This is a genomic window from Halomarinibacterium sedimenti (assembly GCF_019312585.1).
Lineage (GTDB): Bacteria > Bacteroidota > Bacteroidia > Flavobacteriales > Flavobacteriaceae > Halomarinibacterium > Halomarinibacterium sedimenti.
In genome coordinates, this window is the sequence record NZ_JAHWDP010000001.1 from 791,829 (window position 1) to 817,792 (window position 25,964).

General features: G+C 35.7%; 27 protein-coding genes. 6 read left to right on the forward strand and 21 right to left on the reverse strand.

Translation table 11 applies throughout. From position 1 onward, the window contains the following. The first annotated feature begins 108 nt into the window (after positions 1-108). From KXJ69_RS03775 to KXJ69_RS03795, 5 genes are read left to right on the forward strand one after another with little or no spacing between them, the layout of a single operon-like run. Positions 109-1,410 (forward strand): TolC family protein, encoded by a 1,302-nt coding sequence (locus tag KXJ69_RS03775; RefSeq protein WP_219051432.1) that lies wholly within the window; start codon positions 109-111, stop codon positions 1,408-1,410. Between the two features lie 8 nt (positions 1,411-1,418). Continuing rightward, positions 1,419-2,504, forward strand: coding sequence for an efflux RND transporter periplasmic adaptor subunit (locus tag KXJ69_RS03780; RefSeq protein ID WP_219051434.1), 1,086 nt, complete (start codon positions 1,419-1,421; stop codon positions 2,502-2,504). Between the two features lie 36 nt (positions 2,505-2,540). Next, positions 2,541-5,744, forward strand: a complete 3,204-nt coding sequence (locus tag KXJ69_RS03785; RefSeq protein ID WP_219051436.1) for an efflux RND transporter permease subunit — start codon at positions 2,541-2,543, stop codon at positions 5,742-5,744. Then, complete coding sequence (locus KXJ69_RS03790) at positions 5,745-6,056, forward strand: hypothetical protein (protein ID WP_255571167.1); 312 nt, start codon at positions 5,745-5,747, stop codon at positions 6,054-6,056. Continuing rightward, a complete protein-coding gene (locus tag KXJ69_RS03795; protein ID WP_219051438.1) occupies positions 6,056-6,265 on the forward strand; it encodes a YgaP family membrane protein in 210 nt (69 codons plus the stop codon). Before KXJ69_RS03790 ends, KXJ69_RS03795 begins: the two co-directional genes overlap by 1 nt. 1 nt (position 6,266) lies before the next feature. Here KXJ69_RS03795 and KXJ69_RS03800 read toward each other — a convergent pair whose 3' ends face one another. From KXJ69_RS03800 to porW, 16 genes are all read right to left on the reverse strand, one after another. Continuing rightward, positions 6,267-7,514, reverse strand: coding sequence for a murein hydrolase activator EnvC family protein (locus KXJ69_RS03800; RefSeq protein ID WP_219051440.1), 1,248 nt, complete (start codon positions 7,512-7,514; stop codon positions 6,267-6,269). Continuing rightward, positions 7,511-8,296 carry a lipoprotein insertase outer membrane protein LolB1 gene (gene lolB1 / locus KXJ69_RS03805; RefSeq protein ID WP_219051442.1) on the reverse strand — a complete coding sequence of 262 codons (786 nt, stop codon included), beginning with the start codon at positions 8,294-8,296 and terminating at the stop codon, positions 7,511-7,513. Before lolB1 ends, KXJ69_RS03800 begins: the two co-directional genes overlap by 4 nt. After that, positions 8,296-9,666: a tetratricopeptide repeat protein gene (locus KXJ69_RS03810; protein WP_219051444.1), complete on the reverse strand. Its 1,371-nt coding sequence runs from the start codon at positions 9,664-9,666 to the stop codon at positions 8,296-8,298. The genes lolB1 and KXJ69_RS03810 overlap by 1 nt, the downstream gene beginning before the upstream one ends. Further along, positions 9,663-10,679, reverse strand: coding sequence for a sugar phosphate nucleotidyltransferase (locus tag KXJ69_RS03815; protein ID WP_219051446.1), 1,017 nt, complete (start codon positions 10,677-10,679; stop codon positions 9,663-9,665). Before KXJ69_RS03815 ends, KXJ69_RS03810 begins: the two co-directional genes overlap by 4 nt. A gap of 25 nt (positions 10,680-10,704) precedes the next feature. Further along, complete coding sequence (gene dut / locus KXJ69_RS03820; protein ID WP_219051448.1) at positions 10,705-11,139, reverse strand: dUTP diphosphatase; 435 nt, start codon at positions 11,137-11,139, stop codon at positions 10,705-10,707. 17 nt (positions 11,140-11,156) lie between these two features. Then, a complete protein-coding gene (locus tag KXJ69_RS03825; RefSeq protein WP_219051450.1) occupies positions 11,157-11,657 on the reverse strand; it encodes a hypothetical protein in 501 nt (166 codons plus the stop codon). 88 nt (positions 11,658-11,745) lie between these two features. Beyond that, on the reverse strand, positions 11,746-12,615 hold the full coding sequence (gene atpG / locus KXJ69_RS03830) for an ATP synthase F1 subunit gamma (protein WP_219051452.1): 870 nt from the start codon (positions 12,613-12,615) through the stop codon (positions 11,746-11,748). A gap of 69 nt (positions 12,616-12,684) precedes the next feature. After that, positions 12,685-14,262 carry a F0F1 ATP synthase subunit alpha gene (gene atpA / locus KXJ69_RS03835; RefSeq protein ID WP_219051454.1) on the reverse strand — a complete coding sequence of 526 codons (1,578 nt, stop codon included), beginning with the start codon at positions 14,260-14,262 and terminating at the stop codon, positions 12,685-12,687. Positions 14,263-14,300: 38 nt separating this feature from the next. Further along, positions 14,301-14,843 (reverse strand): ATP synthase F1 subunit delta, encoded by a 543-nt coding sequence (atpH, locus tag KXJ69_RS03840; protein WP_219051456.1) that lies wholly within the window; start codon positions 14,841-14,843, stop codon positions 14,301-14,303. Between the two features lie 7 nt (positions 14,844-14,850). Next, entirely contained in the window at positions 14,851-15,345 is a 495-nt protein-coding gene (locus tag KXJ69_RS03845; RefSeq protein ID WP_219051458.1) for a F0F1 ATP synthase subunit B, read from the reverse strand. Between the two features lie 71 nt (positions 15,346-15,416). Continuing rightward, positions 15,417-15,659, reverse strand: coding sequence for an ATP synthase F0 subunit C (gene atpE, locus KXJ69_RS03850; RefSeq protein WP_219051460.1), 243 nt, complete (start codon positions 15,657-15,659; stop codon positions 15,417-15,419). Positions 15,660-15,681: 22 nt separating this feature from the next. Beyond that, on the reverse strand, positions 15,682-16,773 hold the full coding sequence (gene atpB, locus KXJ69_RS03855; protein ID WP_255571168.1) for a F0F1 ATP synthase subunit A: 1,092 nt from the start codon (positions 16,771-16,773) through the stop codon (positions 15,682-15,684). A gap of 69 nt (positions 16,774-16,842) precedes the next feature. Further along, the gene (locus KXJ69_RS03860) at positions 16,843-17,238 is read right to left on the reverse strand and encodes a hypothetical protein (RefSeq protein ID WP_219051462.1); all 396 of its coding nucleotides are present in this window, start codon (positions 17,236-17,238) and stop codon (positions 16,843-16,845) included. Between the two features lie 6 nt (positions 17,239-17,244). Further along, positions 17,245-17,487 (reverse strand): AtpZ/AtpI family protein, encoded by a 243-nt coding sequence (locus KXJ69_RS03865; protein ID WP_255571169.1) that lies wholly within the window; start codon positions 17,485-17,487, stop codon positions 17,245-17,247. Beyond that, positions 17,438-17,881: a bactofilin family protein gene (locus KXJ69_RS03870; protein WP_308701025.1), complete on the reverse strand. Its 444-nt coding sequence runs from the start codon at positions 17,879-17,881 to the stop codon at positions 17,438-17,440. Before KXJ69_RS03870 ends, KXJ69_RS03865 begins: the two co-directional genes overlap by 50 nt. Positions 17,882-17,917: 36 nt before the next feature. Further along, positions 17,918-20,491 carry a type IX secretion system periplasmic lipoprotein PorW/SprE gene (porW, locus tag KXJ69_RS03875; RefSeq protein ID WP_219051468.1) on the reverse strand — a complete coding sequence of 858 codons (2,574 nt, stop codon included), beginning with the start codon at positions 20,489-20,491 and terminating at the stop codon, positions 17,918-17,920. Positions 20,492-20,681: 190 nt separating this feature from the next. Here porW and KXJ69_RS03880 point away from each other — a divergent pair, with 190 nt between their 5' ends. Further along, complete coding sequence (locus KXJ69_RS03880) at positions 20,682-21,731, forward strand: 2Fe-2S iron-sulfur cluster-binding protein (protein ID WP_219051469.1); 1,050 nt, start codon at positions 20,682-20,684, stop codon at positions 21,729-21,731. Here the strand turns inward: KXJ69_RS03880 and KXJ69_RS03885 are convergent. The 5 genes from KXJ69_RS03885 to KXJ69_RS03905 are packed head-to-tail and all read right to left on the reverse strand — an operon-like array spanning position 21,728 to position 25,932. Continuing rightward, a complete protein-coding gene (locus tag KXJ69_RS03885; RefSeq protein WP_308701026.1) occupies positions 21,728-22,756 on the reverse strand; it encodes a glycosyltransferase family 9 protein in 1,029 nt (342 codons plus the stop codon). The two genes, KXJ69_RS03880 and KXJ69_RS03885, sit on opposite strands and share 4 nt — an antisense overlap. A gap of 6 nt (positions 22,757-22,762) precedes the next feature. Then, positions 22,763-23,371 (reverse strand): DUF4254 domain-containing protein, encoded by a 609-nt coding sequence (locus tag KXJ69_RS03890; RefSeq protein ID WP_219051471.1) that lies wholly within the window; start codon positions 23,369-23,371, stop codon positions 22,763-22,765. 1 nt (position 23,372) lies between these two features. Continuing rightward, positions 23,373-24,371 (reverse strand): DNA adenine methylase, encoded by a 999-nt coding sequence (locus tag KXJ69_RS03895; RefSeq protein WP_219051473.1) that lies wholly within the window; start codon positions 24,369-24,371, stop codon positions 23,373-23,375. After that, complete coding sequence (locus KXJ69_RS03900; RefSeq protein WP_219051475.1) at positions 24,368-25,012, reverse strand: hypothetical protein; 645 nt, start codon at positions 25,010-25,012, stop codon at positions 24,368-24,370. The genes KXJ69_RS03895 and KXJ69_RS03900 overlap by 4 nt, the downstream gene beginning before the upstream one ends. Beyond that, the gene (locus tag KXJ69_RS03905; RefSeq protein ID WP_219051477.1) at positions 25,009-25,932 is read right to left on the reverse strand and encodes a DUF6427 family protein; all 924 of its coding nucleotides are present in this window, start codon (positions 25,930-25,932) and stop codon (positions 25,009-25,011) included. Before KXJ69_RS03905 ends, KXJ69_RS03900 begins: the two co-directional genes overlap by 4 nt. Positions 25,933-25,964: the final 32 nt, after the last annotated feature.

Below are 25,964 nucleotides of genomic sequence, written 5' to 3' on the forward strand. Positions count from 1 at the left end.
AACTTCCCTCCCTAAAAAAACACTTTTTGTAGTTTTCTTTTCTCGGTAACAAAAGTTACTGACTCGCCTATACCCTTCCCTCTATATTTGCCACAAAATATATAGTAGATGAAATACACATATATCATTATTCTTTTGTTTTTGACTGGCACAATGTTTTCTCAAGAATCCATTTTAATTACAAAAAAAGAAGCCATTTCAAAAGCGCTAGAAAACAATAATAGTATAAAAATTGTTGGTGAACAGGTAAACGAAAGCAAAGCTGATTACAAACAAACAAATGCGATATTTTTACCCAATATTTCTGCATCATATACTGGAATTACTACTACAAATCCTTTAATGGCTTTTGGTTCAAAACTTAATCAAGAAGTAATTTCTCAAAGTGATTTTAATCCGCAATTTTTAAATGACCCTAATCGTACTACTAATTTTGCCACAAAAATTGAAGTACAACAACCTTTAGTAAATATTGATGGGCTTTTTCAAAGAAAAGCAGCAAAAGCTAAATTTAATGCCTCCCAAATGCAGTGGGAACGCACCAAAGACTATGTAGCTTTAGAAACACAAAAAGCCTATATGCAATTACAACTGGCTTACAAAATGGTTGAAGTGCTTGAAAAAGCTAAAGTAGCTGCAAATGCAAATTTAAAATTAGCACAAAATAACTTTGCACAAGGGTATCTTCAAAAAGCTGATGTATTGGCGGTTCAAGTGCGCGTTACCGAGGTGGAAAATCAATTACAGTACGCAAAGAGCAATGTAAAAAATGCATCCAATTATCTATCGGTACTTATTAATGACAATCGTTTTTCTCTTTTACAACCTTCCGATTCATTAGCGGTAGAAGGATTAAATAATCCTACCTCAAATCTTTCTAATGAAAGAGCCGATATTAAAGCAATGGAATATGCGACGCAAGCATACGAAAAAATGTATAAGGCCGAAAAAATGACCTTTCTGCCTCGCCTAAATGCTTTTGGAAGTTACGAACTCTATGACAATGAAATCTTTCAAGCAGATGCCAATGGATACCTTGTAGGAGCTAGTTTAAGTTGGGACATTTTGGAGGGAGCACAACGCTTTGCTAAATCCAAAAAAAGTAAGGCCTCTTTTGAAAAATCGAAGTATGAACTCAACCAGTATAAATTGGAAAGTCAAATTGCATTAAACCAAGCAGAACGAATGTTAGAAGATGCAGAAAATAGTTTAAAACTATCCAAGTTAGCCCTGGAACAATCTGAAGAATCATTACGCATACGAAGCAATCGCTATAAAGAAGGATTAGAAAAAACAACTGACTTACTTATGGCAGAAACACAATATGCACAAAAACAATTAGAATATTATCAAACCATTTTTCAATATAACTACGCTAAGGATTACGTAGAATTTTTAACCAAAGAATAATTATTAAAATGAAAAACTATATATACTTAACCTCTTTTATTTCACTTTTAATTACCACGATAAGTTGTGGTGGTGATTCAAAAAAAGAAACTTTAGATAACACCCCTCCAATTTCGGTAACTGTAAATGCAATACAAGACACCACAAACAATCCATTTCTTAATGTGAGCGGAAAAATACAATCAGTACAAAGTGCCGACTTAAGTACCCGAATGATGGGCTTTGTTAATAAAGTACATGTAAAAGTGGGTGATAAAGTAAAAAAGGGACAACTATTAGTTTCAATTAACAACACCGATTTACAAGCACAACTTGCACAAATAAATGCGAGTATTACCGAAGCAAATGCGGCATACAATAATGCCAAAAAGAATTACGATCGTTTTCAAAATCTATTTGCAGAAAATAGTGCGTCACAAAAAGAAGTAGATGATATGACTGCTCATTACGAAATGGCTAAAGCCAGATTGGAAGCTGCAAAACAAATGAAAAACGAAATCAATGCCCAATTTACCTATTCAAATATTACCGCTCCTTTTAACGGCGTAATTACAGGAAAGTCAGTTGAAGAAGGAAATATGGCGAACCCAGGAATACCTCTAATTTCAATGGAAGCTCCAGGTAATTTTGAAGTAATTGCAATGGTTCCTGAAACCGAAATTTCAAAAATAAAAAACGATAGTAAGGTAGACGTTATTGCCAAGTCTATAAGTAAAACCATTTCTGGAAATGTAGTAGAAATAAGCACCTCTGCTAGAAATACAGGCGGACAATACTTAGTAAAAATTGCTTTGGACAAAACCGAAGCCCCCATATTATCTGGAATGTTTGTGAATGTACAATTCCCTCTAGAAAAAAAGGCAAATGCCGTCTCTTCAACCTTGTATGTGCCAGAAATTGCTTTAGTAAAACAAGGACAATTAACAGGGGTTTACACCATTGGAAATGGCAATGTCGCCCTATTAAGATGGCTGCGAATTGGGAAAACCTTTGGTGATCAAGTAGAGGTACTTTCAGGATTATCTAAAAATGAACAATATATTATATCTGCGGAAGGGAAATTGTATAATGGAGCAAAAGTTACGGTTCAATAACCGCTAACCACGCACTGAAACTTAAAACTCAAGAAAATGCAAGAAGGAATATCAGGTAAAATTGCTCAGTTTTTTATCAATTCAAAGCTAACCATTTTATTAATGTTAGCCTTAATGATTATTGGATCCTACAGTTCCTTTCTCATACCAAGAGAAGAAGAGCCACAAATTAATGTCCCTATGGCCGATGTTATGGTAGGATACCCAGGAGCAAGCCCTTCGGAGGTAGAAAGTAGGGTGCTAAAACCCCTTGAAAAAATTATTGGTAACATAAAAGGGGTAGAGCATATCCATAGCATGGCCATGAACGGACAAGCCGTCATGGTAGTTCAATTTTATGTCGGAGAAAACACAGAAGACTCTTATGTAAAGTTATATGATGAATTAATGAAACATCAAAACATGTTTCCCGAAGGTGCCATGCAGCCTATGGTAAAAACTCGTTCTATTGACGATGTGCCTATGTTAGGATTAACACTTTGGAGCGAAAACTATAACGACTTTCAACTAAGACAAATTGCTGAAGAAGTTACCAACGAAATTGAAAAAGTAAAAGACGTTTCCATTACCAAAGAAATTGGTGGGAGAACAAGAGCTCTCAAAGTAGTTCTCGATAAAGCTAAAATGGCTGAAAACGGCGTGGATGCATTAGGAATAATGCAAATGATTCAAGCTAATAATGGAAGCTCGCAATCGGGTAGTTTTGTACAAAACGATACAGAATATTTAATGACTACTGGAAAATTTTTAACCTCCTCAGAGGATGTCGAAAACCTTGTAATAGGTATACATAAAAATATGCCCGTGTATTTAAAACAAGTTGCTTCCATCCAAGACGGTCCACAAACCCCAAAAAATTATGTGACTTTTGGCTATGGTAAAGCCAACAAACAATATTCAAATTATAAATCGGAATACCCCGCAGTAACTATTTCTATTGCAAAAGTGAAAGGAGCCGATGCAATGAAAATTTCAGAAAAAATCCTTTCTCATGTAGAAAATTTAAAGAAAACCTTACTCCCTTCCGATGTTCACGTTGAGGTGACTCGTAATTATGGGGAAACTGCCTCATACAAAGTAGGAGAATTATTGCTTCACTTGGGTGTCGCCATTCTCGCCGTTACAATTCTTGTTATGCTTGCAATGGGCTGGCGAGGGGGATTGGTAGTATTCTTTTCGGTGCCCTTAACCTTTGCCCTTACCTTATTTAGTTATTATATGCTGGGGTACACATTAAACCGAATCACTCTTTTTGCTTTGGTATTTGTGGTTGGTATTGTGGTAGATGATAGTATTATTATTGCCGAAAATATGCACCGGCATTTTAAGATGAAACGCTTGCCCTTTAAACAAGCCGCAATTTATGCCATTAATGAGGTGGGAAATCCGACCATCTTAGCCACTTTTACCGTTATAGCAGCAATACTGCCCATGGCGTTTGTTTCGGGAATGATGGGGCCATATATGAGCCCTATGCCCATTGGCGCGTCCATAGCAATGTTGCTATCGTTATTTGTTGCATTAACGGTAACACCATATTTAGGGTATCACCTCTTGCGAGAAAAACATACCGAAGAAGAAAAAGAAGAGAAAGGACTTGAAACTAGCTGGATTTTTAAAATTTATAAGAAAATCGAGCAGCCCTTATTGGATAATTCCAAAAAACGAAACCTAATGTTTTTGGTTACCATTGTTTTGTTATTTGGTTCCATGCTTATGTTTTTTACAAAATCAGTAGCCGTTAAAATGTTGCCATTTGATAATAAAAATGAATTTCAAATAGTAGTTGATATGCCCGAAGGAACTACCTTAGAAAGAACTGCTGTGGTCACGAAAGAAATTGCTCAATATCTTTCTACAGTTCCAGAGGTGGTAAATTATCAAAACTATATAGGAACCTCCGCTCCTATCACCTTTAATGGACTTGTAAGGCATTACGATATGCGAGGGGGTAGTAATATGGCAGACATACAGGTAAACTTGCTTCACAAAGAAGATCGCGATTTACAAAGTCACGATATTGCAAAAGAAGTTCGTACTGAGGTTCAAAACATTGCCAAAAAATATGGCGCTAATGTAAAAATAGTGGAGGTTCCGCCTGGACCTCCAGTATTATCTACGTTGGTGGCCGAAATTTACGGTCCTAATTATGAAGAGCAAATAAAAGTTGCCAATCAGGTTAAAACAATTTTAGAAAACACAGCAGATGTAGTAGATACCGACTGGATGGTAGAAGCCCCTCAAGTTGAATACAAATTAGAAATTGATAGGGAAAAGGCGATGTTAAATGGCATTGCACCGCAACAGATAGTAGGTAATTTAACCTATCTCCTTCGTGAGATGCCAGTTTCAAATCTCTACGATGAAGCTTCTGTAGATCCTGTTGGTATAGTTCTTTCACTAGACGATGCCGATAAAACTTCGCTTCAAGATATTCAGAATTTAAAAATTAAAGGGAGTCAAGGAAATGTAATTCCCGTGAGTGACTTAGTAAATGTAAAGGAGGGGACTCTTAAAAACACCATTTACAGAAAAGACCAGAAACGTGTTGTTTATGTATTGGCCGATATGGCAGGCGAATTAGAAAGTCCTGTATATGCTATTCTAGGAATGAATGAAAAGTTGCAACAAATGGAATTGCCTAAAGGATATTCGGTTAGTGAATTATACCTAGGACAACCCGAATCTGAAGATGATTTTACCGTAAAGTGGGATGGGGAGTGGCAAATTACCCTAGAAGTATTTAGAGATTTAGGGACTGCATTTTTAGTAGTTATTATTATTATTTATATGCTTATTGTAGGCTGGTTTCAAAACTTTAAAACTCCCCTTGTTATGATGGTTGCAATACCTCTTTCCCTAGTAGGTATTGTATTAGGCCATTGGATTTTAGGAGCTTTCTTCACAGCGACTTCTTTTATTGGAATGATTGCATTGGCTGGTGTTATGGTGCGAAATTCGGTTCTATTAATCGATTTTATTGAAATTCGTTTAAATGATGGCATCCCAATGAAACAAGCTATTATAGAAGCAGGAGCCGTAAGAACTACACCCATATTATTAACTACTGGAGCCGTGGTCATAGGAGCCTCAATTATTTTGTTTGACCCCATTTTTCAAGGCTTGGCTATTTCCTTGGTTGCGGGTGCTATCGTATCCACATTGTTAACACTTATTGTGGTTCCCTTGATTTACTATATCACCGAACGAAAAAAATGGGAGAAAAATCTTAAAAAATAAATGATGAAACTACTAATTATTACCGCTATTACAGCCTTTGAAGAAGATATAAAACAAATGCTTAAAGAAGCAGAAGTAACCACGTTTACATATAAACATGTTACAGGTTACCGAGATTCAACCATGGATTCAATTGAAAATAATTGGTTTGGTTATGAAATGAATGAAAACGAATCGGTTTTGTTTTATGCCTTTCTAAAAAAAGAAAAAGTGGATGTATTTTTTGATTTAGTAGAACAAAAAAATGCAAAAAAAGAATCAAAATCAAGCATCCACGTAGCGAGTATCAACATTGAAAAAATCAATTCCTAATGAAAACAAGAATTATTCACGCTGTCGCAGGCACCTTTATCTTAGTCAGTCTTTTATTAGCCATTTATGTACATATTAATTGGCTTTGGTTTACTGCATTTGTTGGTGCTAACTTATTACAATCATCCATAACAAATTGGTGCCTCATGGGAACTATTTTGGAAAAAGCAGGAATTAAGGACAACGAAAAAGAGAGCTGTTGTAACTAAGTTACATTTTGTAGATCCAATCGGCAGGATTCATTTTGTTCGTGTTTTGATACACAAAAAACTTTAAAATAGCTTTGCCTGTTGTTGGATGCGTAAAGACAGTTCCTATTACTTGCTTTGTTGAAACTTTATCTCCCTTTTTAACAGCTACAGTAGCTAGATTGTTATAAATCGTGATATAGTCTCCATGGCGAATATATACGGCCTTATTGGCACCTTTAAGCTGTTGCACCTGCATGACTTCCCCATTAAATACTGCCCGAGCGGTAGCATTGGATTCGGTAATTATTTCTACTCCATTGTGATCCTGCATCACGTTGGGGAATTGAGGATGTTGCCTTCGTCCAAAAGGGGTAATTACCTTCCCCTTTTCAACAGGCCAAATAAGCTTCCCTTTATTATTCTTAAAATCTTTGGCAAGTAATTTTGCCTCTGGAGTTAATGTAAATGTGGTAGCTGAACTCGTTGTAGTTGTGGTTGAAGTTGTATTTCCAGCGGAAGCCTTTTTATTTGCTTCAGCAATGGCTGCTTTAATTAAAGCATCTATTTCCCTTTCTAGTCTGTCTGCTTCTTTTTGCTTATCCCGTATTTGACTAGCAAATTTACCTTCCTCCTTTTTTAAGGTAGCCACCAATGCTTGCTGGTTCTTCTTCTCTTCGTCTAGTTTTGCTTTTTCAATTTTATTTTGAGCAATTAATTTTTCTTTGTCCTTTTTTTGTCTAATTAAATCTTCATTTAGCTTCTGAAGCTCCCCTGTTTTAACTTTAATTTCCTCTCCTTGCTTTTTGCGAAACTTGGTGTACTGCTTCATATATTGCATGCGCTTGTAGGCTTGCAAAAAGTTTTCCGAAGACAATAAAAACATGATTCTACTTTGCTGTGATTTGCTTTTATAGGATTTTGAAATCATCCCAGCATAGTCGGTCTTCAGTACTTTTAGTTCGGTTTTTAACTGATCTATCGAATTGAGGTTGGTATTAATTTCTCGCGTTAATAAATTGGCTTGTTCATTAGTAACCCTTATTAAAGTTTCACGAGTTGAAATGCGTTGATCCAAATCTTCAACCTCTGCTAATACAGATTTTTTTTCGCCTTTTGTTTTAAATAATAAGGAATTTATCTTCTGAATTTCTTCAAGTAATGCTTGACGCTTTTCCTCTAATTCTTTTTGTTTTTTGGACTGGGAAAAAGAAGGTGCTGCTATAAAAAAAAGTAATAACCCGAAAAGAAAGAAGCCTTTTTTTCTCATTTGGACAACTGTATTTGCTCATATCCCTGCGGAATTTCAAATGGAAAACTCACGGGGGCGTTTACATCAATATTTTTATAGGTAACGGAAATTTTGGTCTTTTCGTCCTTTTCAGATGCATCAATTAATATATCTGAAGGGTAATAACTCCCTTCCACAAATTGATAGTCTCCATAGCGAATAGACAATAATCGATTGTCATTAGGCTGTGAAACTGATCCAGAAACAACCTTGTATGACGTTGGGTTCAAAAATAAAGAATGAATAAAGTTAAAGGGTTGTTTCTTAGGCTGGATTTTATAAAGATTGTTTACCACATCCACTTTATAATTTGAATCATCCAAGTTAAAAATAGATTGCCCTAAAAGAATGGACTGTGTTTTTTCAAAATCCAAATGGGTGCTTAACCAATCACTTAATAGTGAAAAATCTCCGTCGAAATAGGTGTTCGAAACGGTTTCATAATAGCTTACTCTATCGGGAGTTATAATGGCCTTTGCCAAAGTAATGCCTAAAACAGAAGCTTTAATCCAAATAGTTTTGTCCTTTTCCATTCTAAGGCTTACGGTAATGGATTGTTGTTTATCTTCATCCTCATATACAACTTGAACTCTGGAAGCCAAGGTGTTGAAATTGGGTGAAGCCCCTTGGTGTAAAGACATCACTTTTTGAATGCTTAGGCTAGTAGCTGTTTCTCCACCAATTACAGATTTTGTCCCCTTACAGCTATTTAAAATAAAAGCAAGACAGATAAATACTATATAAATTCCTTTTTTCAGCATTAATTTGACAAGTTAATTTCAGAAGCTTTCTTAGCGTAAAAGTTTGCCTTTTTAGTATCTCCTTTTTGGGTGTATGCTTTACTTAATTGCACATAAAAATCCTTTTCCATCTTTGGGTCATCGAGTAAAAAGTCGACCCCCATTTCAAGGCTTTCAATGGCATTATCGGCATTATTTAAATGATTATTTGCTACGCCATTTAAGAGATAAAGTAATGCCTGTGCTGGAAAAACCATCAAACTATTCTCACTTAAATTAGCTGCTTCAGTAAATTTTCCCGTATCAATTTGAAGCAAAATAGTATTTTTAATTAAGCTATAATTATCAGTGTCCAGCGCTGCTCCTTTTTCAAAAAATTGAAGGGCAACTTCCTTATTTTTCTTCTGAATAAAATAATTTCCTAGTTGTTCATAGAAGTTCCCGCTATTGCTATCTGAAAGTAATGGGATGAGTGATTCCAATTCGGTTTCAAATTGAGGATGTTCTGAAACAAAATTCAAAAAATCTGAAAGCACTTTATACTTTTCGGCTGTATCAATTTCTGAAGCCTTAAAGACTATTTTCATAGATTTAATGGCATCTGTAGTATTTCCTTCTTCCAAATAAAATTTATACAAAGCCAAATGGGCTTTTTTGGAATTAGGATTATTTTTTAATAGTTCTTCTGCTATTTCAAAGGCTTTTTGGGTGTTTCCTTCTTGACTATATAAATAAATTAGGTTGAGATAATCCTGTTCATTCTTGGAGTTCTTTTCAATTTTAGATTCTAAATTGGTAATGGCTCCTTCACTATTTCCGGTAATTTGATAAATCTGCTTTCGTAACGAATCTCGATACACACTTTCTCCCCAATCTTCATCTAACTCATCCAACAATTTCAATGCTTTGTCATATTGCTTCGTTCTATGGAAAAGATTGGCTAAATCCTCTTTATAATCATCATCCTTTTTTGCTAGTTTTTCAACGAGTGGGATGGCTGCCGTGTAATTTCGTTGTTGGTAATACAACTCGTACAAGGCTTCCATAACGTCTATTCTTTCACCTGTAGTAAGAAGTACGCTTTTAAAATTATCTTCAGCTTCGTCAAAACGTTTGAGCTTGGTAAGGTTTTTTGCCATTTCAAAATGCACCACCGCTTCTTGAATAGGATCCTTTTTAGCCGCTTTCTCAGCTTTTTGAAGTGCTTCAAGTGCTAACTCATAGTTTTCTATTCCTTTTTGCTTTAAAGCTTCGAAAAAGCTCTCCTGAAAAGCATCACTTACATTTCCTAAATCATCTGTGGGTGCTTCTTCAAGTTCTTGTGAAAATAGGGTTGCTTCAGAAAAAAATATTCCGAAGAGAAACAACGCTATTTTCAATTTTTCTATCATTTTAACTCACTGTAATCGCCAATGCTTATTTGGGTAAAGTTACCGTCGTACATAACGTGATTACCAATCATTGCATTGTCTAAAGTAGCATTTTTAATAACCGATTGGGTTTGTATTATAGAATTTTTAACGGTACAGTTTTCTAAGGTTGTTTCGTTTCCAATGGAAACAAAAGGACCCACTGTTGCGTTTTTTAAAACCACACCATCCCCAATATAACAGGGAGGAATCACTTTAGAGTTTTCTGAAGTATACTTTTCTGAAAGTAATTGTTTCCCATCATCCATCAAAAACTGAAGCATTTTTCCATTGGTTTCTACCGTAACTTCTTTGTTTCCACAATCCATCCATTCCTCAACAGTCCCAGTTTTGAATACTTTTCCAGCATACATCATTCTTTTAATTCCGTCGTTTATTTGGTATTCGCCTCCATGAATAATTTCGTTATCTAGCACGTATTGAAGTTCCTTTTTCAATTCACTTACTTCTTTAAAATAGTATATACCAATAACTGCTTGGTCACTCACAAAAGTCTTTGGTTTTTCGACCAATTCGATGATCTCTTCTTTTTCATTAAGGTTAACTACGCCATACGCCTCAGGATTATCCACTCTTTTGGTCCAAATAACACTATCAGCCTCTTTATCAAGGTTAAAAGTGGCTCGAATTAGCGTGTCGGCATAAGCAATTACTGCTGGGCCCGAAAGAGAAGGTTCTGCGCACATAATGGCGTGACCCGTACCTTTTGGGTTTAACTGCCTATAAATGGATACTTTCGCACCTAAATTTTCTCCTAATTCCTGTAAACTTGTAACAACATCCTCTCCAAAAAAGGCAGGGTCTCCAAGGATAAAGGCAATTTCTTCAATGGGTTCTCCTAGGACTTGGGTAATATCGGTGACTAATTGGTGTACAATGGGTTTCCCAGCAACGGGAATTAATGGTTTAGGAATGGTTAAGGTATGTGGGCGAAGTCGCGAACCACGACCGGCCATAGGGACAATTATTTTCATTTTATATGTTCAAAAAATTCTAGATTTATTTTACTCCTGTACTCCCAAAACCACCTTCTCCTCTGTTGGTTTCAGAAAGTTCAATGGTTTCTTCCCATTGTGCACGTTCGTGTTTCGCAACAATCAATTGTGCTATACGTTCTCCGTTTTCTATGGTAAAATTTTCATTGGAGAGATTTACCAATATTACCCCTATTTCACCACGATAATCTGCATCTATAGTGCCAGGAGCATTTAATACTGTAATTCCTTTTTTTGCCGCCAATCCACTCCTTGGCCGAACTTGCGCTTCAAACCCTATAGGGAGCTCAATAAAAAGGCCTGTTTTTACAATGGTTCTTTCGAGTGGCTTTAAAAGAATAGGATTTTCATTATTTGCTCTAAGATCCATCCCGGCAGAAGCGTCAGTTTCGTAATGCGGCAATGGGTGTGAGGACTTGTTAATAATTTTAATGACCATAAAGTGTTTAAAAAGATTTAATTCCTTCCGTTAGGGTTGCTACTTGGGTAAGCAATAAGAGGCTTTTCTTCAAGATTTGAAATTTTGTAATAATGCATTTCGCCCTTAATTGTATAACTTAAAATGGCTTCATTTTTTCTAAGGCTAAAAGGAGATTTCTCAGGAGGTATATTTTGTGATTCTTTTACTGCATCGCCATCCATAACAACATCCTGTCTAGCTTCATCTTTAAAATCTGCAGTATAACTATCAATATTTTGTGGGTGTCTATGAGCACTTAAAATTCGATCTCCAAAAAATATTTCCTTTACTGAAATCTCTTCCTTTATATTCTCAATGGTAATATGGACTTTAGTTCCTGAACCTCCTTCTTTAATCCCCGCAACCCATTTTTGAAAATAAGCAGTCGAAACGGTAAAAGGTGGATTTTGCTCAAGTAGATAATCCTTACCACCTGCACAACCTGATATTCCTATTACAAAGATGGAAAGACTTAATATTTTAAATAGTTTTTTCATAATTGATACAAATCAAAAGTCTTGCCATAAAGGTATAAAAAAACCTTCCGTTTATGGCGGAAGGTTTTTAATACTTTTCTCATCAATATTATCCAGCAAGAGCCTCTGCCCCACCAACAATCTCAAGTATCTCTCCAGTAATGGCTGCTTGACGTGCTTTGTTATATTGAAGTTTTAATTCATCACGCAATTCGGTAGCATTATCGGTTGCTTTATGCATAGCCGTCATACGAGCACCGTGCTCACTTGCCACACTATCTCTCAACGCTTTAAACAATTGTGTTTTAAGCATCTTAGGAATTAATTCTTCTACAATTTTTTCTTTTGAAGGTTCAAAAATATAATCTGTGGTTGTTTTCGTATCTGTATCTTCATTCGTTAAAGAAGCAATAGGCAAATACTGCTCATGCATAACTATTTGGGTAGCAGCATTCTTAAAGTTATTGTATACTAAAACAATTTTATCGAATTTTCCTTCTGCATAAAAACCCATTAGCTTTTGAGCTAATTCTGAAGCATTTTCAAAAGAAAGATCATCAAAAATTGCGTTGTTATTTTCAACAACATTTCCTGTTTTCTTTAAAATGTCATTCCCTTTTTTCCCAAAAGTTACAAATTGAACATTTTTCCCTTTATAAACTTCCGAAAGGCTTCTTCTGCATTCCTTTACAATATTACTATTGAAAGCGCCAGCCAATCCACGATTAGATGTGATTGCCACAATTAAAACATTGTTTACTTCTCGTTGCTCTGCAAATTTACTTCCGCTATCACCCTCTAGGGTAGCGCTTAAATTTTGAAGAAGCTTGGTAAGGGTTTCAGAATAGGGTCTCATCGCAGTAATGGCATCTTGTGCTTTTTTCAACTTTGCAGCAGATACCATTTTCATGGCACTCGTAATCTGCATGGTTGAACCTACTGAGGTGATTCTATTTCTAATTTCTTTAAGATTCGCCATTTCTCTTTTGAGTTAAGCTAAAAAATATCCTCCAATCTCATTATAAATGAGATTGGAGAAAATAATATATTAGTTATATCTTGATGAAAGGTCTTTAGCAACCGAAGTTAACACATCAATTACCTCATCGGTTAATTTACCTGCTTTAAGGTCATCTAGTGTGCTTCTATGCTTAGCGTTCAACAATTCTATATAATCTCTTTCAAATTCTTTTACTTTTTCAACAGGTACATTACGAAGTAGGTTTTTTGAACCTGCATAAATAATAGCTACCTGATCTTCTACTTTAAAAGGATCGTTTTGTGCTTGTTTTAAAATCTCAACGTTACGCTGTCCTTTTGAAATTACATTCATTGTAGCGGCATCAAGGTCTGATCCGAACTTCGCAAACGCTTCCAATTCACGGAACTGTGCCTGGTCAAGCTTTAAAGTACCCGCTACTTTCTTCATAGATTTAATCTGTGCAGAACCTCCCACACGAGATACTGAAATACCTACGTTAATCGCTGGACGTACTCCTGAGTTGAATAAATCTGACTCTAAGAAAATCTGACCATCTGTAATCGAAATTACGTTGGTTGGGATATATGCCGAAACGTCTCCTGCTTGTGTTTCAATAATAGGTAAAGCCGTTAACGATCCTCCTCCTTTTACAATTCCTTTTAAAGATTCTGGAAGGTCATTCATATCTGCTGCAATGGCATCATCTGCAATTACTTTTGCAGCACGCTCTAATAATCTTGAGTGTAGGTAGAAAACATCCCCAGGGTATGCTTCACGTCCTGGTGGACGACGTAATAAAAGAGATACCTCACGATAGGCCACCGCTTGCTTTGATAAATCATCATAGATAATTAAAGCAGGACGCCCCGTATCACGGAAATACTCTCCAATTGCTGCTCCGGCAAAAGGCGCATATACTTGCATTGGTGCAGGGTCTGAAGCGTTTGCAGCTACAATAGTAGTATACGCTAGCGCTCCTTTGTCTTCTAATACCTTTGCAATGTTTGCCACAGTAGAAGCTTTTTGTCCTACTGCTACATAAATACAATACACAGGTTCTCCTGCATCGTAAAATTCTTTTTGATTCAAAATAGTATCGATACAAACAGTTGTTTTTCCTGTTTGACGGTCACCAATTACCAACTCACGCTGCCCTCTTCCAATAGGAATCATCGCATCGATAGACTTAATCCCTGTTTGAAGTGGCTCGTTTACTGGTTGACGAAAGATTACTCCAGGTGCTTTACGCTCTAGTGGCATCTCGTAAGTTTTCCCTTCAATAGGACCTTTACCATCGATAGGTTGCCCAAGGGTATTTACAACACGTCCTACAATTCCTTCACCTACGTTGATAGAAGCAATACGTTGGGTACGTTTTACAGTAGCTCCTTCTTTAATTTCTTTTGAAGGACCTAATAATACAACCCCTACGTTGTCTTCTTCAAGGTTTAATACAATTCCTTCAAGACCGTTTTCAAATTCTACCAATTCTCCGTATTGTGCATTAGCAAGACCATATACGCGGGCAATACCATCCCCCACAGTCAATACAGTTCCTACTTCGTCTAGTGAAGCGGTAGCTTCAAAACCTGAAAGTTGTTGCTTTAAGATTGCTGAAACTTCAGCTGGTTTAACTTCTGCCATTTTTTTGTATCTATGTTTTGGCTTAACGCCAAATGGTTTTATAAACTTTTACTAAATTCTCTTTTTAAATTTCCTAATTGGTTTGCAATACTTGCATTGTATTGTAAATCTCCTACACGAAGAATAAATCCTCCTATAATAGACTCATCTATTTCGTTTTCCAAAGTCACACTTTTGCTTCCTGTTAATTCTTCAACTTTAGCAAGCACTTGCTTTTCTAAAGCTTCTGATAGAGGAACCGCAGTAGTAACCTTTGCACTTTTTACTCCTTTTGCATCATTGTACAAAGCAGTATAGGCATTTGCTACATTTCCTAGTTGATTGATTCTATGGTTTGAAATTAAAACCTCAATCAAAGAATGTGTCGCTTTGGACTGTGAATTAAATATTTTTAAAAGGGCTTCTTTTTTATCTTCTCCCTTAATTACTGGGCTTTGCAATACAACGCGAAGCTCTTTGCTATCTGCTAGGGTAGTAGATATGTCCTGCATATCTGCAAACACTTCCTTAGCATTTCCTGCCTCAGTTGCTTGTTGCAAAACTGCTTTTGCATATCGAATTCCTGATTTGCTTCCGCTCATTTCTTCCTTAGTTTAGTTTGGCATCACCCAACATATCCTCTACCAATTTTAATTGCTTGTCTTTGTTGGATAGTTCTGCTTTTACTACTTTTTCAGCTATATCAAGAGAAAGATTAGCAACTTGTGCTTTCAATTCAGAAATAGCAGCTTTCTTTTCAGTTTCAATTGCTGCTTGTGCATTGGCAATTAACTTGTCAGCCTTTACTTTTGCATCTTCTTCAGCATCGGCAATCATTTTGGTCTTAATCTCTCTTGCTTCTTTTAATAACGTTTCTCTTTCGGCACGAGCTTCTTTTAAAATACGCTCATTATCTGCAGTAAGGTTTTCCATTTCACGCTTCGCAGCTTCTGCGGCAGCAAGAGCATCTTTAATAGATTGCTCTCTTGTGTTCACCGAATTTAAAATAGGCTTCCAAGCAAACTTTTTAAGAATAAAAAGTAAGATCAAGAACGATATTCCTGTCCAAAAAATAAGTCCGAATTCTGGAGTAATTAATTCCATACTTTTGTTTTAATCTAATTAATTAAAATACAAAACTAGGCGCAACCAACCGTTGCGCCCTTGTTTATTGTTTATCCTGCAACAAGGAAAGATACTACCACACCAAAAAGTGCTACCGCCTCGATAAATGCAATCAATACGATTGCAGAACCTTGCAGTTTTCCTTGCATCTCTGGTTGACGTGCCATGGCTTCCATAGCTGCCCCACCAATTTTACCTACACCGATACCACCACCAATGGCTGCAAGACCAGCTCCAATTGCTGCAAATGCTCCATAGTTTGCTACGGCTTCTTGTACTAATGCTAAACTCATAGTTTATATATTTAAAAATTAATTAATGTTCTTCTTCTAATGCTTGTCCAAAATACAATGCCGAAAGCATGGTAAATATATATGCCTGTATTGCCACTACTAAAACTTCAATAACACTAATAAAAACTACAAACACCACAGAACCAACTCCTACAAAGTAGTTTTTGAAAATAAAGGTTAAGGAAATTAAACTTAGTACGATAATGTGTCCGGCAGTAATATTTGCGAACAAACGTATGGTTAAAGCTATGGGTTTAATAAACATCCCCATAAACTCAATGGGAGCAAGAAATAACTTCATGGGCACAGGTAAACCTGGCATCCAAAGCATATGCTTCCAATAATATTTTTTACTACTAAATAAGGTAATGATAAATGTAAATAACGCTAAGGTTACTGTAAAAGCAATGTTACCACTTAAGTTACTACTAAATGGGAAAAATGGAATTAGCCCTATTACATTATTAATCCAAATAAAGAAAAACAAAGTCAACAAAAATGGCATATAACGCCCATAATGTTTCTCTCCTATATTAGGTATAGCCACCTCATCTCTTATAAATAAGACAATGGGCTCCATAAACTTTCCTATTCCAGAGGGCATATTATTATTAGATCTTTTGTAAGATCTAGCACTTAGTAAGAAAATTAATAGAATAAATGCCATAGATAAAAACATCGAAAAGACGTTTTTAGTAATGGAAATATTAAGTGGCTTTTTTGCGTTTGTTGGGTGATGTTCCGCGTCGAATGCAACACTACTTGCACCTGCCTCTAATTGATAGATTTTTTCGTGAACATTAACGAATTTCAATCCATTCTTCTCTACAATCGTTTTACCATCTATATCGTGATGAAATTCACTAGACATAAAAGTCACTAACCCATTTTCAGTCCATAAAATGATGGGTAATGGAAGTGCTAAATCTCCTGCTATGTGAAAGCTATGACTATCTGTTATGTGATGGAAAATAAGTTCTTTCGTGTCAAATTCATCATCAGAAGTTGTTTCCTTTTCTTTAGAAATTGAACTTGCCTTAACAGCAAAAATTGAGAGTAAAAAAAATGCTCCTAAAAGGAGGTTTCTATTGATACTAAATTTCGTTGTTTTCAATGTAGTGCTTTTGCGTTCCTGAAATTCGGTGCAAATGTACTAATAGTAAATGAATTGACAAACCAAAAATTACTTTGTTTTAGGAGCTTGAAAAAATTTATTCAGGCTGAAGATTTCAAAAGCTAAAAACAAGAAATAGGGAATAAAAAAATTGATAGTTTCTGTTTTGGGATATTCAGATTTGCCTGTAAATAAAGGCAATAGAAAAACAATGGCTAATCCCATTTTAACCATGGTTAAAATAAGAAAAGTTTGATAGGTTTTTTCAGAAGCCTTTTCAAATTGTCTTTTTACGAAAAAATAAACAATGAAAGCTAACACCGAATTAAATAAATAAATGCTCCATAATGGAAAATAATATTCATTTTCTGAAGCAATCTGAAATAAAATATAGTAGTGAACAACATAGAGAAGCAAAGAAAACACAAACCATTTTCCTAAGAAACTAAGTACATCTTTATTCATTTAATTCTATTTTTTTGAATCATTCCCAACTTGTCTTATGGCAATATAGGTCGCAATACCTACGGAGAGAAGGCTACAAACTATGGTAAAGACAGAATATTTATTTGGGAATTTCTCGTCCAATTTCACACCACCATAGCAACCCATAGCGATGACAGCAATCATTTGAAACGCTATGCCAGAATACTTGGCGTAGTTATTAATTTTGCTGTTCGACTTTTGCTTTTTGAGATCGTTGGGTGCGGTCAAACGGATGGTTTTTTGCTTTTAAACTTTCGGAAATTTGTGTTTCTGGTATAGAGATATTTGCCTTTGGAGTTCCATGCATGGTACACGTTGCGTTAAAAGTGGCACCTGGTTCAACAGATAGTTTCCCTACAATTACTTCTCCTTCAATATGTGCAGTTGCCTTTAAAGTAAGTGTTCCTGAAACATTTAAATTTCCTTCAAATTTTCCTTCAATATCTGCATCATCACAAATTAATTTTCCTTTTATACTTCCTGATTTTCCTAAAACAATTTTTGAAGGCTTACTAATATTCCCTTCAATAGTTCCGTCTATTCTAAAAAACCCATTAGAAATAATATCCCCTTTTAGTTGGGTTCCTTCGTTTATTCTATTTTGACTACTAGTTGGTTCCATACTGTTCTTGTTTTTTTTGTCTGAAAACATAGGTTGCTATTTTTGGGGATTACTGTTTTCTTCAGTTATTTTATCTGTATTTAAATAGGAATCCAAATTCTTATGAATTTGAATGATTTTGTAATTAGCCGATGCTATTTCAAAAAATGGCTGTTTTATTTTATATTTTTTATTTTCTTTTAATACTTCGGCAAACCCTCTTCCACCCAATCGCGTGTTTAATCCATGAATAATCACGAAATAGGTTGAAGGATTGTAGTAATCTAATGAAATACTCATATTGTTTTCATAGTGGTATTCTACTATAGCATCATTTAGTTTTTTCTCAAGTTTCTTGGCGTTTTCAAGATCACTCGCGTTGAAGGTATAAACAATTTTCCAAGTAGTTGCATCTTTATCCTCGATAAAACTATTTACTGCTATTTTCGGTAAAACCTTGGTGTAAATTTCTTGGGCATCCTTTCCTTCTTGAGCCAATGGATAATTAAGCGCTACAAAATTCACTGCTTTTTTATAGGCTTCAAAGCCATCTCTTCTTCCTAGGGCTGTTGCTTTTAGCATTTCTAATTTGGGAACGATATCGTTTCCATTATAAATAATGAGAAACTCATCGCAAGTTGCAATTACGTAATCGTAATTAGAGGCTTCAAATTCGGCATAAAGCGCCTTATACTTAAACTCTGGGCTAGATTCGTCGGTCTCCAATTGTGTATTTGGATTTCTTAGAATTTCGGCATATCGAGAAGTTGAATGATTGTTTAATATATCATTCTTCCACTTATCCGCTTCCGCTTTATTTCCTAATAAATCGTAAATCTTGTATAAATTATACTTCGAAGGAAGTACTAAACGCTCTTCCGGACCAAATCCTAAAAGTTTTTCTAATCTATTTGTTGCCAATCCATACTCTCTAAATTTTTCCTTATAAATCAGCCCCAATTGGTAATAGGCAAAATTACGATCTTTAGTTAGGCTATCTATTACTTTCTCATCTGTAGGAATAGTGGCTATATAGGTTTGAGGGTTTAATAATTCACTTTGAGTTGCGCCATCGATTGCAGACTCAATTACATTGTTTTCTTCTTGGGTAATAGCATTATTATTGTTTGACATCCTCCAATTATCTTGAAGCTTTCGTGTTCCCCAAATTTTTCTAAACTCTTCTCTACCATAGGCGACCGTTGAGCTATTATAAAAATAAAACGCACCACCTTCATTTGCCTCACTATTCTTGCTTGTATTCTTTTTGTAAAATTCTTTGTTTGCTATTTGCTGCTCTTCTTTAATTTTTGCGATGGAATCTTGACGTATTTGTTCTTGTAAATTCTTTGTGTATTCTGAAAAATACGCCATTTGTTGAAATTCTGACATCCCAGCCAGTCTTAGAATCGAATCATTTCTTGTGGCAATATCTTCATACTTAATAACATCCGCTAGATTGTCAAGTTTCTTCTTCATACGTCTCCAAGGGCGAGAATTTTCAGGAAGAAAGGCAAGCGTACTATCGTAATACTTTCCAGCAGTTCTGTAAAGTGCTCTATCGAAGCTTATTTCTGCCAACGTAGAGTAATTCAAAGCCTGTAAGGGGTCATTTTCTAAATATTTCTTTATAGACTTATTGTAGTAAATGATAGCCGTATCTACATTTTTTGTGTTTCGATAATATTCCCCAAATTGATTGTAAATAAGGTCTAAAAAAGGTCTGTTTTCACGATTCTTCTCCAAATCCTGTAGCAATTCTAAAAAGGCAACCTTATCTCCTTTTTCATAATCGAAATTTCGTGCAATTTCCATATAGGAATTGAGCATATAAGTTCGAGGAGATTTTCTGTTTAATTCAATCACTTCTTGAAAGGCCATGTTGGCACTATCTTTTTCTCCAAGCCGATTATAAATCTGTCCTTTAATGTACGTATATCTTCCTTTTAATTCGTTGTCTCGAACATATTCTGAAGCAGTTTTAATCAGCGGTAATGCTGCTTCCAAAGTATCAAGGTTAATATAAGCTTGAGCCATAATTGCCGAAGCATCTGCCAAGTCTTCCACTTCCAACCCTTCCTTTTCAATCAACTCAGCTAATTCCTCAAGGGCTCCTTCTTCATTCCCCATTCTAATGTTGGTTTTCGCCTTCCACATTCTGGCTTCATTCACATTATTACTGGTGGCATAACGGTTTAGAATAAAGTTGAAAGCATCCTGAGCAGGGACAAAACGCTCGTCAAAATAACGAGCTTTTCCCAATAGCATATAGGCTTCGTCTATTTGCGGATTGTATTCTTTTCCATCAATGTAAATAGAGTGTTTTTGAATAGCTTTTGCGGCTTTTTCTTCGGCTCTATTAAATTTTGGATTGGTTTGTTCTCCTGGTTTAGTGAATTCCTCCTTAAGCTCTATACGTTCCACTGGAAGAATTTCCCAAAAATTATCTCGGTAAGTTAGTGCTAACTCTTCTTTCCCTTCTGCCAAAGCCACATCGCCATTATAAATAGCATTGTACTCCGCAGTAACGGCGTGATAATTTCTGCTTAAAAAAGTATTTTTCTTTCGGGAGCAAGCTGCAAAAAGTAATACAGCGAGTAAAAAAATGGTAATTTTATGTAAGCGCTTCAAAATTCTTTCAGTTTGTATAATAAAGTAACTTAAAACCTTTGTTTTTAGTATCTAAAGATAGCTAAAGGAGGGTAAAAATACACTTCTTTTTTGTAACTGTAAGTTTTTGATAAGAAAAATAGCCCGCTTTCATTCAATTTTAGGATGGTTGTAGAAATTATCCTTTGTATTTTTGCGACAAATTTTTGCAATGAATACTTTTTACCCCTTATCAATTTCTGAAATAAAAAAAGAAACCCGAAACGCGGTTTCAATTACTTTTCATATTCCTGAAAACTTGAAAGAAACCTTCAAATTTACAGCGGGACAATACCTCAACATAAAACATACCCTCAACGGAAAAGAATTGAGAAGATCCTATTCTTTATGTAGTGAAGTGGATAGCAATACTTGGAAAATTGGAGTTAAAAAAGTAGAAGGCGGAGCTTTTTCGGTATTTGCCAATGATGTTTTAAAAGTGGAGGATTCCCTTGAAGTCATGCCGCCACAAGGGCATTTTTTACTAAAGACAAATGCCGAAAATAACAACGCCTATTTGGCATTTGTAGCGGGTAGTGGAATCACTCCAGTTATGTCCATGATTAAAACGGTTTTAAAAAAAGAGCCACACTCTACTTTTGTTTTAGCATACGGAAATCAGAGTAAGTCTGAAACCATGTTTTATACGGAATTAGAAAGTCTAAGAGCACAATATTCTAATAGACTTAACATTGAATACTTCTTTAGCCGTGAAAGTGTAGAAGGAACATTCTTTGGAAGAATTGAAAAATCGATGGTTAATTTTCTGCTGAAAAATAAATATAAAGACATCGATTTTCATTCGTATTATCTATGCGGTCCCGAGGAAATGATTTTTGAAGTGAAAGACACTTTAATTGAAAAAAATATTGCGGAAAAGGATATCCACTTCGAATTGTTTACCTCAACAGAGCAGGGAACGCTTACCGAAACTCACGACGGAAATACTAGCATTACCATTACGTTAGACGATGAGACTAAAACCTTTGTTATGTCTCAAGAAAAAAGCGTTTTAGACGCTGCATTGGCTGAAGATTTAGACGCCCCATACAGTTGCCAAGGCGGAATTTGTAGCACGTGTATTGCCCGCGTAAAAGAGGGAAAAGTAGAAATGCGGAAAAACCAAATTTTAACCGATAGCGAACTGGAAGAGGGGCTCATTTTAACGTGCCAATCGCACCCCACAACCCCTACTTTGGTAGTGGATTATGACGATGTTTAATCAAGTAGTTTTTTAATTTTTTCTATTACGGCTAATGGTTCGATGGACTCCATCACATTTTCGTATCCAGTAGGGTATTTATTTCCATACACCGAAGTGGGTAATAAGGGGTATTTTTCAACATCAGAAACAAGTTGGTTTTCCATAGGTTGATGAAACGGGACAAAGCCTGTAAACGGATGGGTCACTCCCCAAAGCGTTATTACGGGAATGCCATACATGGCCGCCAAATGCCCATTGCCGCTGTCCATAGACACCATGACATCTAAATTTGAAATAAGTGCCAATTCTTCTTCCAAAGAAAACATTCCTGCGGTATTTATAATAGTATTTGAGTTTAACACTAACGTCTCTAGTGCATTTTTCTCTTCAAGGCTTCCAAAGAGAAACATTTGATATTCGTTGGTAGCTTCCAACGTCTGTATGACCTCTTTCATTAAATCCAATGGATACATCTTACTTTGATACGCCGCAAAAGGAGCTATGCCAATTCGTTTTTTTGAAGTAATCTTCTCAGAAATTTTAGCAGGCCAAGGTTTTCTTTTCAAAAAAAGAGGGGACTGTAAATCCAACGCATAACCTAATTTTCTGAATACATCAGCGTAGCGTTCATGTGTAGATTTAATAGGTTTTAATGGTTTTCCACTAGCCTTTGTAATAGCTTTTTTTTCAGCGCGTCCTTTATCAATTTTCGCTACTTTAATCGAAAAAGAAGTAAAATAACGCCTCATAACTTTCGTGCGAATGACATTATGTAAATCGGCTACAGCTGTTATATGCTGTTTTTTTGCCTGCTTTGCTAGCTTAACAATGCCTACTAATCCTTTGTGAGCTCCTTTCACATCGGCTTCCAAAAAGGAAATATTGGGAATGTCGTCAAAAAAGGGTTTAAATAGCTTTCGAGAAATTACTGTAAGTTGAAGGTCTGGGTAGGCTTCCACTAATTTGAGCAACACGGGAACCGTCATGGCAACATCTCCCATGGCTGAGAGACGAATAACCAATATGTGTGCGGGAGGTTTCACCCAAGTTTATTTTTGACTTCTCAATATCGGGTTCAATTCATCGTCATTGTACATTTTCATCTGCTTATACACTTTCATGTATTTTCTACCGTGGGCGATATCGTCTAATAACTGCTGGATTGCCGTGCTTAAATCCACACGTTGCTCTAACAGTACATCCAACTTTTTTTGGCAGGCTGCTCTATGGGCATCCGAAGCATTTTCGCGAGTAGCCTCCTCTTGCATATGATAGACTTTCAAAGCCAAAATGGACAATCTGTCCACGCCCCAAGCTGGGCTTTCGGTATTTATAGTAGCATTATCCTTTACCTCAACATCTTTGTATTTTTCTAGAAAATAGCTGTCGATATATTCTACCATATCGGTTCTGTCTTGATTGGAAGCATCAATTTTTCGCTTCAAATCTAGGGCGGCAACGGGATCGATATTGGGATCGCGGATAATATCTTCATAATGCCATTGTACCGTGTCTATCCATGATTTTCTGTATAAAAGATGCTCTAATAATTGAGAATCTTTGTTGTATGGATTGGTAAATGGCTGATAGGGGTCATCTACAACGTGATAGGTTTTAATGACTTCCTGAAATATTTTATTGGCTTTTTCGGTAAACATATTATTTCTTTTCAAGTATGTGTAAAAATTCGGTTGTATGCGAGGCCTTATGGTTTCGGTTTTCTGTTTTATCGGCTTTAAAGCGTTGGTATTTTTTGGTTGCCAAATCGTAGTTCCCAAATTGTTCCATGACTTTTTGCACTTCGTTTTGACTCATTAATCCTTCGTTGTTATAACTAAGAAAAATGTATTTAAATTGTGCGTTTTCTATCAACGCTTCAAAGCTTTCCAACACTTTTCCAACCTTGCAATAATCGCTTTTATAATAATCTCGTAATCCAGTAACGCCTCTGGGTGCAAAGGTATCCATTTTTGCGATAGTATTTAGTATATGATAATTGGCGCCGTATTGCCTAGCATTATAGGGAGGATCGAGGTATAAAATATCCCCTTCAATAGTTTTTATGAGTTGATTACTATCCTGCTGAAAAACCTCGTGCTGGGTAGTGGTTTCTTCAAAAAGTGCGGGTTGCAATACCAGAGGTTTTGCAGCCGATTTTTTAATGTGTTTTAAATACGCCCCATATACTGAAGCCGTGTTGGCCACTTTATCGGCACTTTCCAAAAGGGATGCTAAGAGAAAGTAGTATTCGTCTTCGTTAATTTCCCCAGCCTTTTTCCAAACCTCAATTTGAGTGCGAATGGCATCTATTTTTTGTCCGTTCTCTTTGGAAAAATAGTTTCTTCCTTGTTTTCCGCCTTCGGAATATTCTGAAAAAATAAAGCCTTGTTTTCCTTTTAAATTATCAAGCACCTCTATCTTTTCCTCTAGTGATATGGGTTTGTGATTGCCTATATAATTTCGATTCAATACAAAGCTGTAAAACTCTACATCGTTGGCAATTACTTTTTTTACTTGCGTTTTAAAGGTGCGGCCTACAATTCCCGTTCCTGCAAAAAGATCGCAAAATACTTTTTGGGATAAGTCGTCACCCGCTGTTTTTGAAATGGTTTCAAAAAGAAAAGGAGCTAGTTTGTATTTGGAGCCGATGTAGTTCAATGTGTCACCCAGATTATATCACTCAACGTTTTGTGATTGTTGTCAAAATTAAAAGAATGTAATTGGTTGGGACGAAAGTTTGATAAGTAATTCTCAATTTCTTTTTTAATAAGGGATAACTCGGCTTTCAACTTCCAATGAAACCCATTAGTCTCATGTACAATAATAAACAATCTATTTTTTAGATGGTAGCGTTGCTCGATACTTTGATTTGTATAAAGCCACGAAATTAATTCTTCTTTATGGGTTTTTGCATATTCGAAAGACTGTTTAAATCCTTTTGGAAATACCGAGGTTTTATGGTCAAAGGGAATGTCTTTCAGGAAAAAATCCTTTTCAGAATCTTTAGCATTGGCAACAGGTTGCACTAGGTCTGCCGCTTTAAAAATCATTTCCACTCCCATGGCACTCCAAAAATTAAACCAGCGGTTGGCAGCATAATTGAACAAAGCTCGCTTATCTACTTGTAAGCTTTGATGGGTTTGTTTTAGTTGCAAAATAAATTGTTCCCAAGAAGGCGTATCGTAAATAAAACCCGTAAAACTATCCCATTCGTTATTTTGAATCCGCCCCCATTGATAACGGTAGGGAAGTCTTTTTTGCAACTGACTTTCCAAATACGGTATATCTATTTTTGTCATATAAACAGAAAAATAATGGGGAGCAACAAAAATGTCCAAAGGAGTAATTCCTTAAACCAAATATCTCCCTTTTTTTCTAAATAACCCGCTATAGTCATAGCGCTTGGTGCAGCAAGAAAGATAAGTTCTGTGCCAATTTTAATTTCAGAAAAAAGGGTAATAAAAAAACACGCTATCACCGAAAAAATAACTAAAAGGTAGTTGCTTTTAAATTTCTTGGGAATATCTGGGAGTTTCGAAATTCTATAAAAAATACTCCAAATCAATACCGAAAAAAAGAAGGTTAAAAACACAAGTATATCTGCCGAAGCATAAGCGGTAAAGTCATAAGAAATAGACTTTGCAAACGCAGTGAGCCAAACAAATGAATTCTCTTTAATAAGGAAGAATGTTACAGCAATAAGGGTCATCCCTAATAATCCTATTAAAGGAATTAACAAATATCGAATAGCCTTTTTATTTAGTTTTACAATAGCGATATACAGTAGGATAATGAGCAAAATACTCCAGAAAAAGAAATAAGAAGCTAGTAGAATCCAAAGGGTAGCGTCCAGTATTTTCTTCTCCATGTTTTTTTCGGAGGCCATACTAAAAATCCTACGCAAAGCTAATAGTATCAGAAACTGAGAAATGATAATTCCTAGATGTTGGGTACTAGGTAGCATCGCAACCACACACGAAAATATAAATATCGCAAAGGTGCTTGAAGTGTTTAAATAGTTCTTCCTGATAATAAAATCAAGCAGTAACATGGAGAAAACAAGTAATACTAAAATGGTGAGGAGTGTTATAAACTCTTCTAGTTGAAACGTAAAGTCACTCACCAAAAGATATTTAAGCACACAAAAAATAGTGATGAAAATACTTAGCAATAAAAAATTGATAGGACTAGATTTACCAAAAAAGCTTGTAAGCATCATGCTTTATTTCTATTTTTGTGCTATAAATATAC

Coding starts and splice junctions, on each gene's coding strand:
- atpG (WP_219051452.1), bottom strand. CDS start 12,615: ATGGCGAATCTTAAAGAAATTAGAAATAGAATCACCTCAGTAGGTTCA.
- KXJ69_RS03890 (WP_219051471.1), bottom strand. CDS start 23,371: ATGTTTACCGAAAAAGCCAATAAAATATTTCAGGAAGTCATTAAAACC.
- KXJ69_RS03870 (WP_308701025.1), bottom strand. CDS start 17,881: ATGGAACCAACTAGTAGTCAAAATAGAATAAACGAAGGAACCCAACTA.
- KXJ69_RS03815 (WP_219051446.1), bottom strand. CDS start 10,679: ATGAAAATAATTGTCCCTATGGCCGGTCGTGGTTCGCGACTTCGCCCA.
- dut (WP_219051448.1), bottom strand. CDS start 11,139: ATGGTCATTAAAATTATTAACAAGTCCTCACACCCATTGCCGCATTAC.
- KXJ69_RS03825 (WP_219051450.1), bottom strand. CDS start 11,657: ATGAAAAAACTATTTAAAATATTAAGTCTTTCCATCTTTGTAATAGGA.
- KXJ69_RS03845 (WP_219051458.1), bottom strand. CDS start 15,345: ATGGAATTAATTACTCCAGAATTCGGACTTATTTTTTGGACAGGAATA.
- atpA (WP_219051454.1), bottom strand. CDS start 14,262: ATGGCAGAAGTTAAACCAGCTGAAGTTTCAGCAATCTTAAAGCAACAA.
- atpE (WP_219051460.1), bottom strand. CDS start 15,659: ATGAGTTTAGCATTAGTACAAGAAGCCGTAGCAAACTATGGAGCATTT.
- KXJ69_RS03860 (WP_219051462.1), bottom strand. CDS start 17,238: ATGAATAAAGATGTACTTAGTTTCTTAGGAAAATGGTTTGTGTTTTCT.
- KXJ69_RS03775 (WP_219051432.1), top strand. CDS start 109: ATGAAATACACATATATCATTATTCTTTTGTTTTTGACTGGCACAATG.
- KXJ69_RS03880 (WP_219051469.1), top strand. CDS start 20,682: ATGAATACTTTTTACCCCTTATCAATTTCTGAAATAAAAAAAGAAACC.
- KXJ69_RS03795 (WP_219051438.1), top strand. CDS start 6,056: ATGAAAACAAGAATTATTCACGCTGTCGCAGGCACCTTTATCTTAGTC.
- KXJ69_RS03780 (WP_219051434.1), top strand. CDS start 1,419: ATGAAAAACTATATATACTTAACCTCTTTTATTTCACTTTTAATTACC.
- KXJ69_RS03800 (WP_219051440.1), bottom strand. CDS start 7,514: ATGAGAAAAAAAGGCTTCTTTCTTTTCGGGTTATTACTTTTTTTTATA.
- lolB1 (WP_219051442.1), bottom strand. CDS start 8,296: ATGCTGAAAAAAGGAATTTATATAGTATTTATCTGTCTTGCTTTTATT.
- KXJ69_RS03900 (WP_219051475.1), bottom strand. CDS start 25,012: ATGACAAAAATAGATATACCGTATTTGGAAAGTCAGTTGCAAAAAAGA.
- KXJ69_RS03905 (WP_219051477.1), bottom strand. CDS start 25,932: ATGATGCTTACAAGCTTTTTTGGTAAATCTAGTCCTATCAATTTTTTA.
- KXJ69_RS03810 (WP_219051444.1), bottom strand. CDS start 9,666: ATGATAGAAAAATTGAAAATAGCGTTGTTTCTCTTCGGAATATTTTTT.
- atpH (WP_219051456.1), bottom strand. CDS start 14,843: ATGAGCGGAAGCAAATCAGGAATTCGATATGCAAAAGCAGTTTTGCAA.
- KXJ69_RS03790 (WP_255571167.1), top strand. CDS start 5,745: ATGATGAAACTACTAATTATTACCGCTATTACAGCCTTTGAAGAAGAT.
- KXJ69_RS03785 (WP_219051436.1), top strand. CDS start 2,541: ATGCAAGAAGGAATATCAGGTAAAATTGCTCAGTTTTTTATCAATTCA.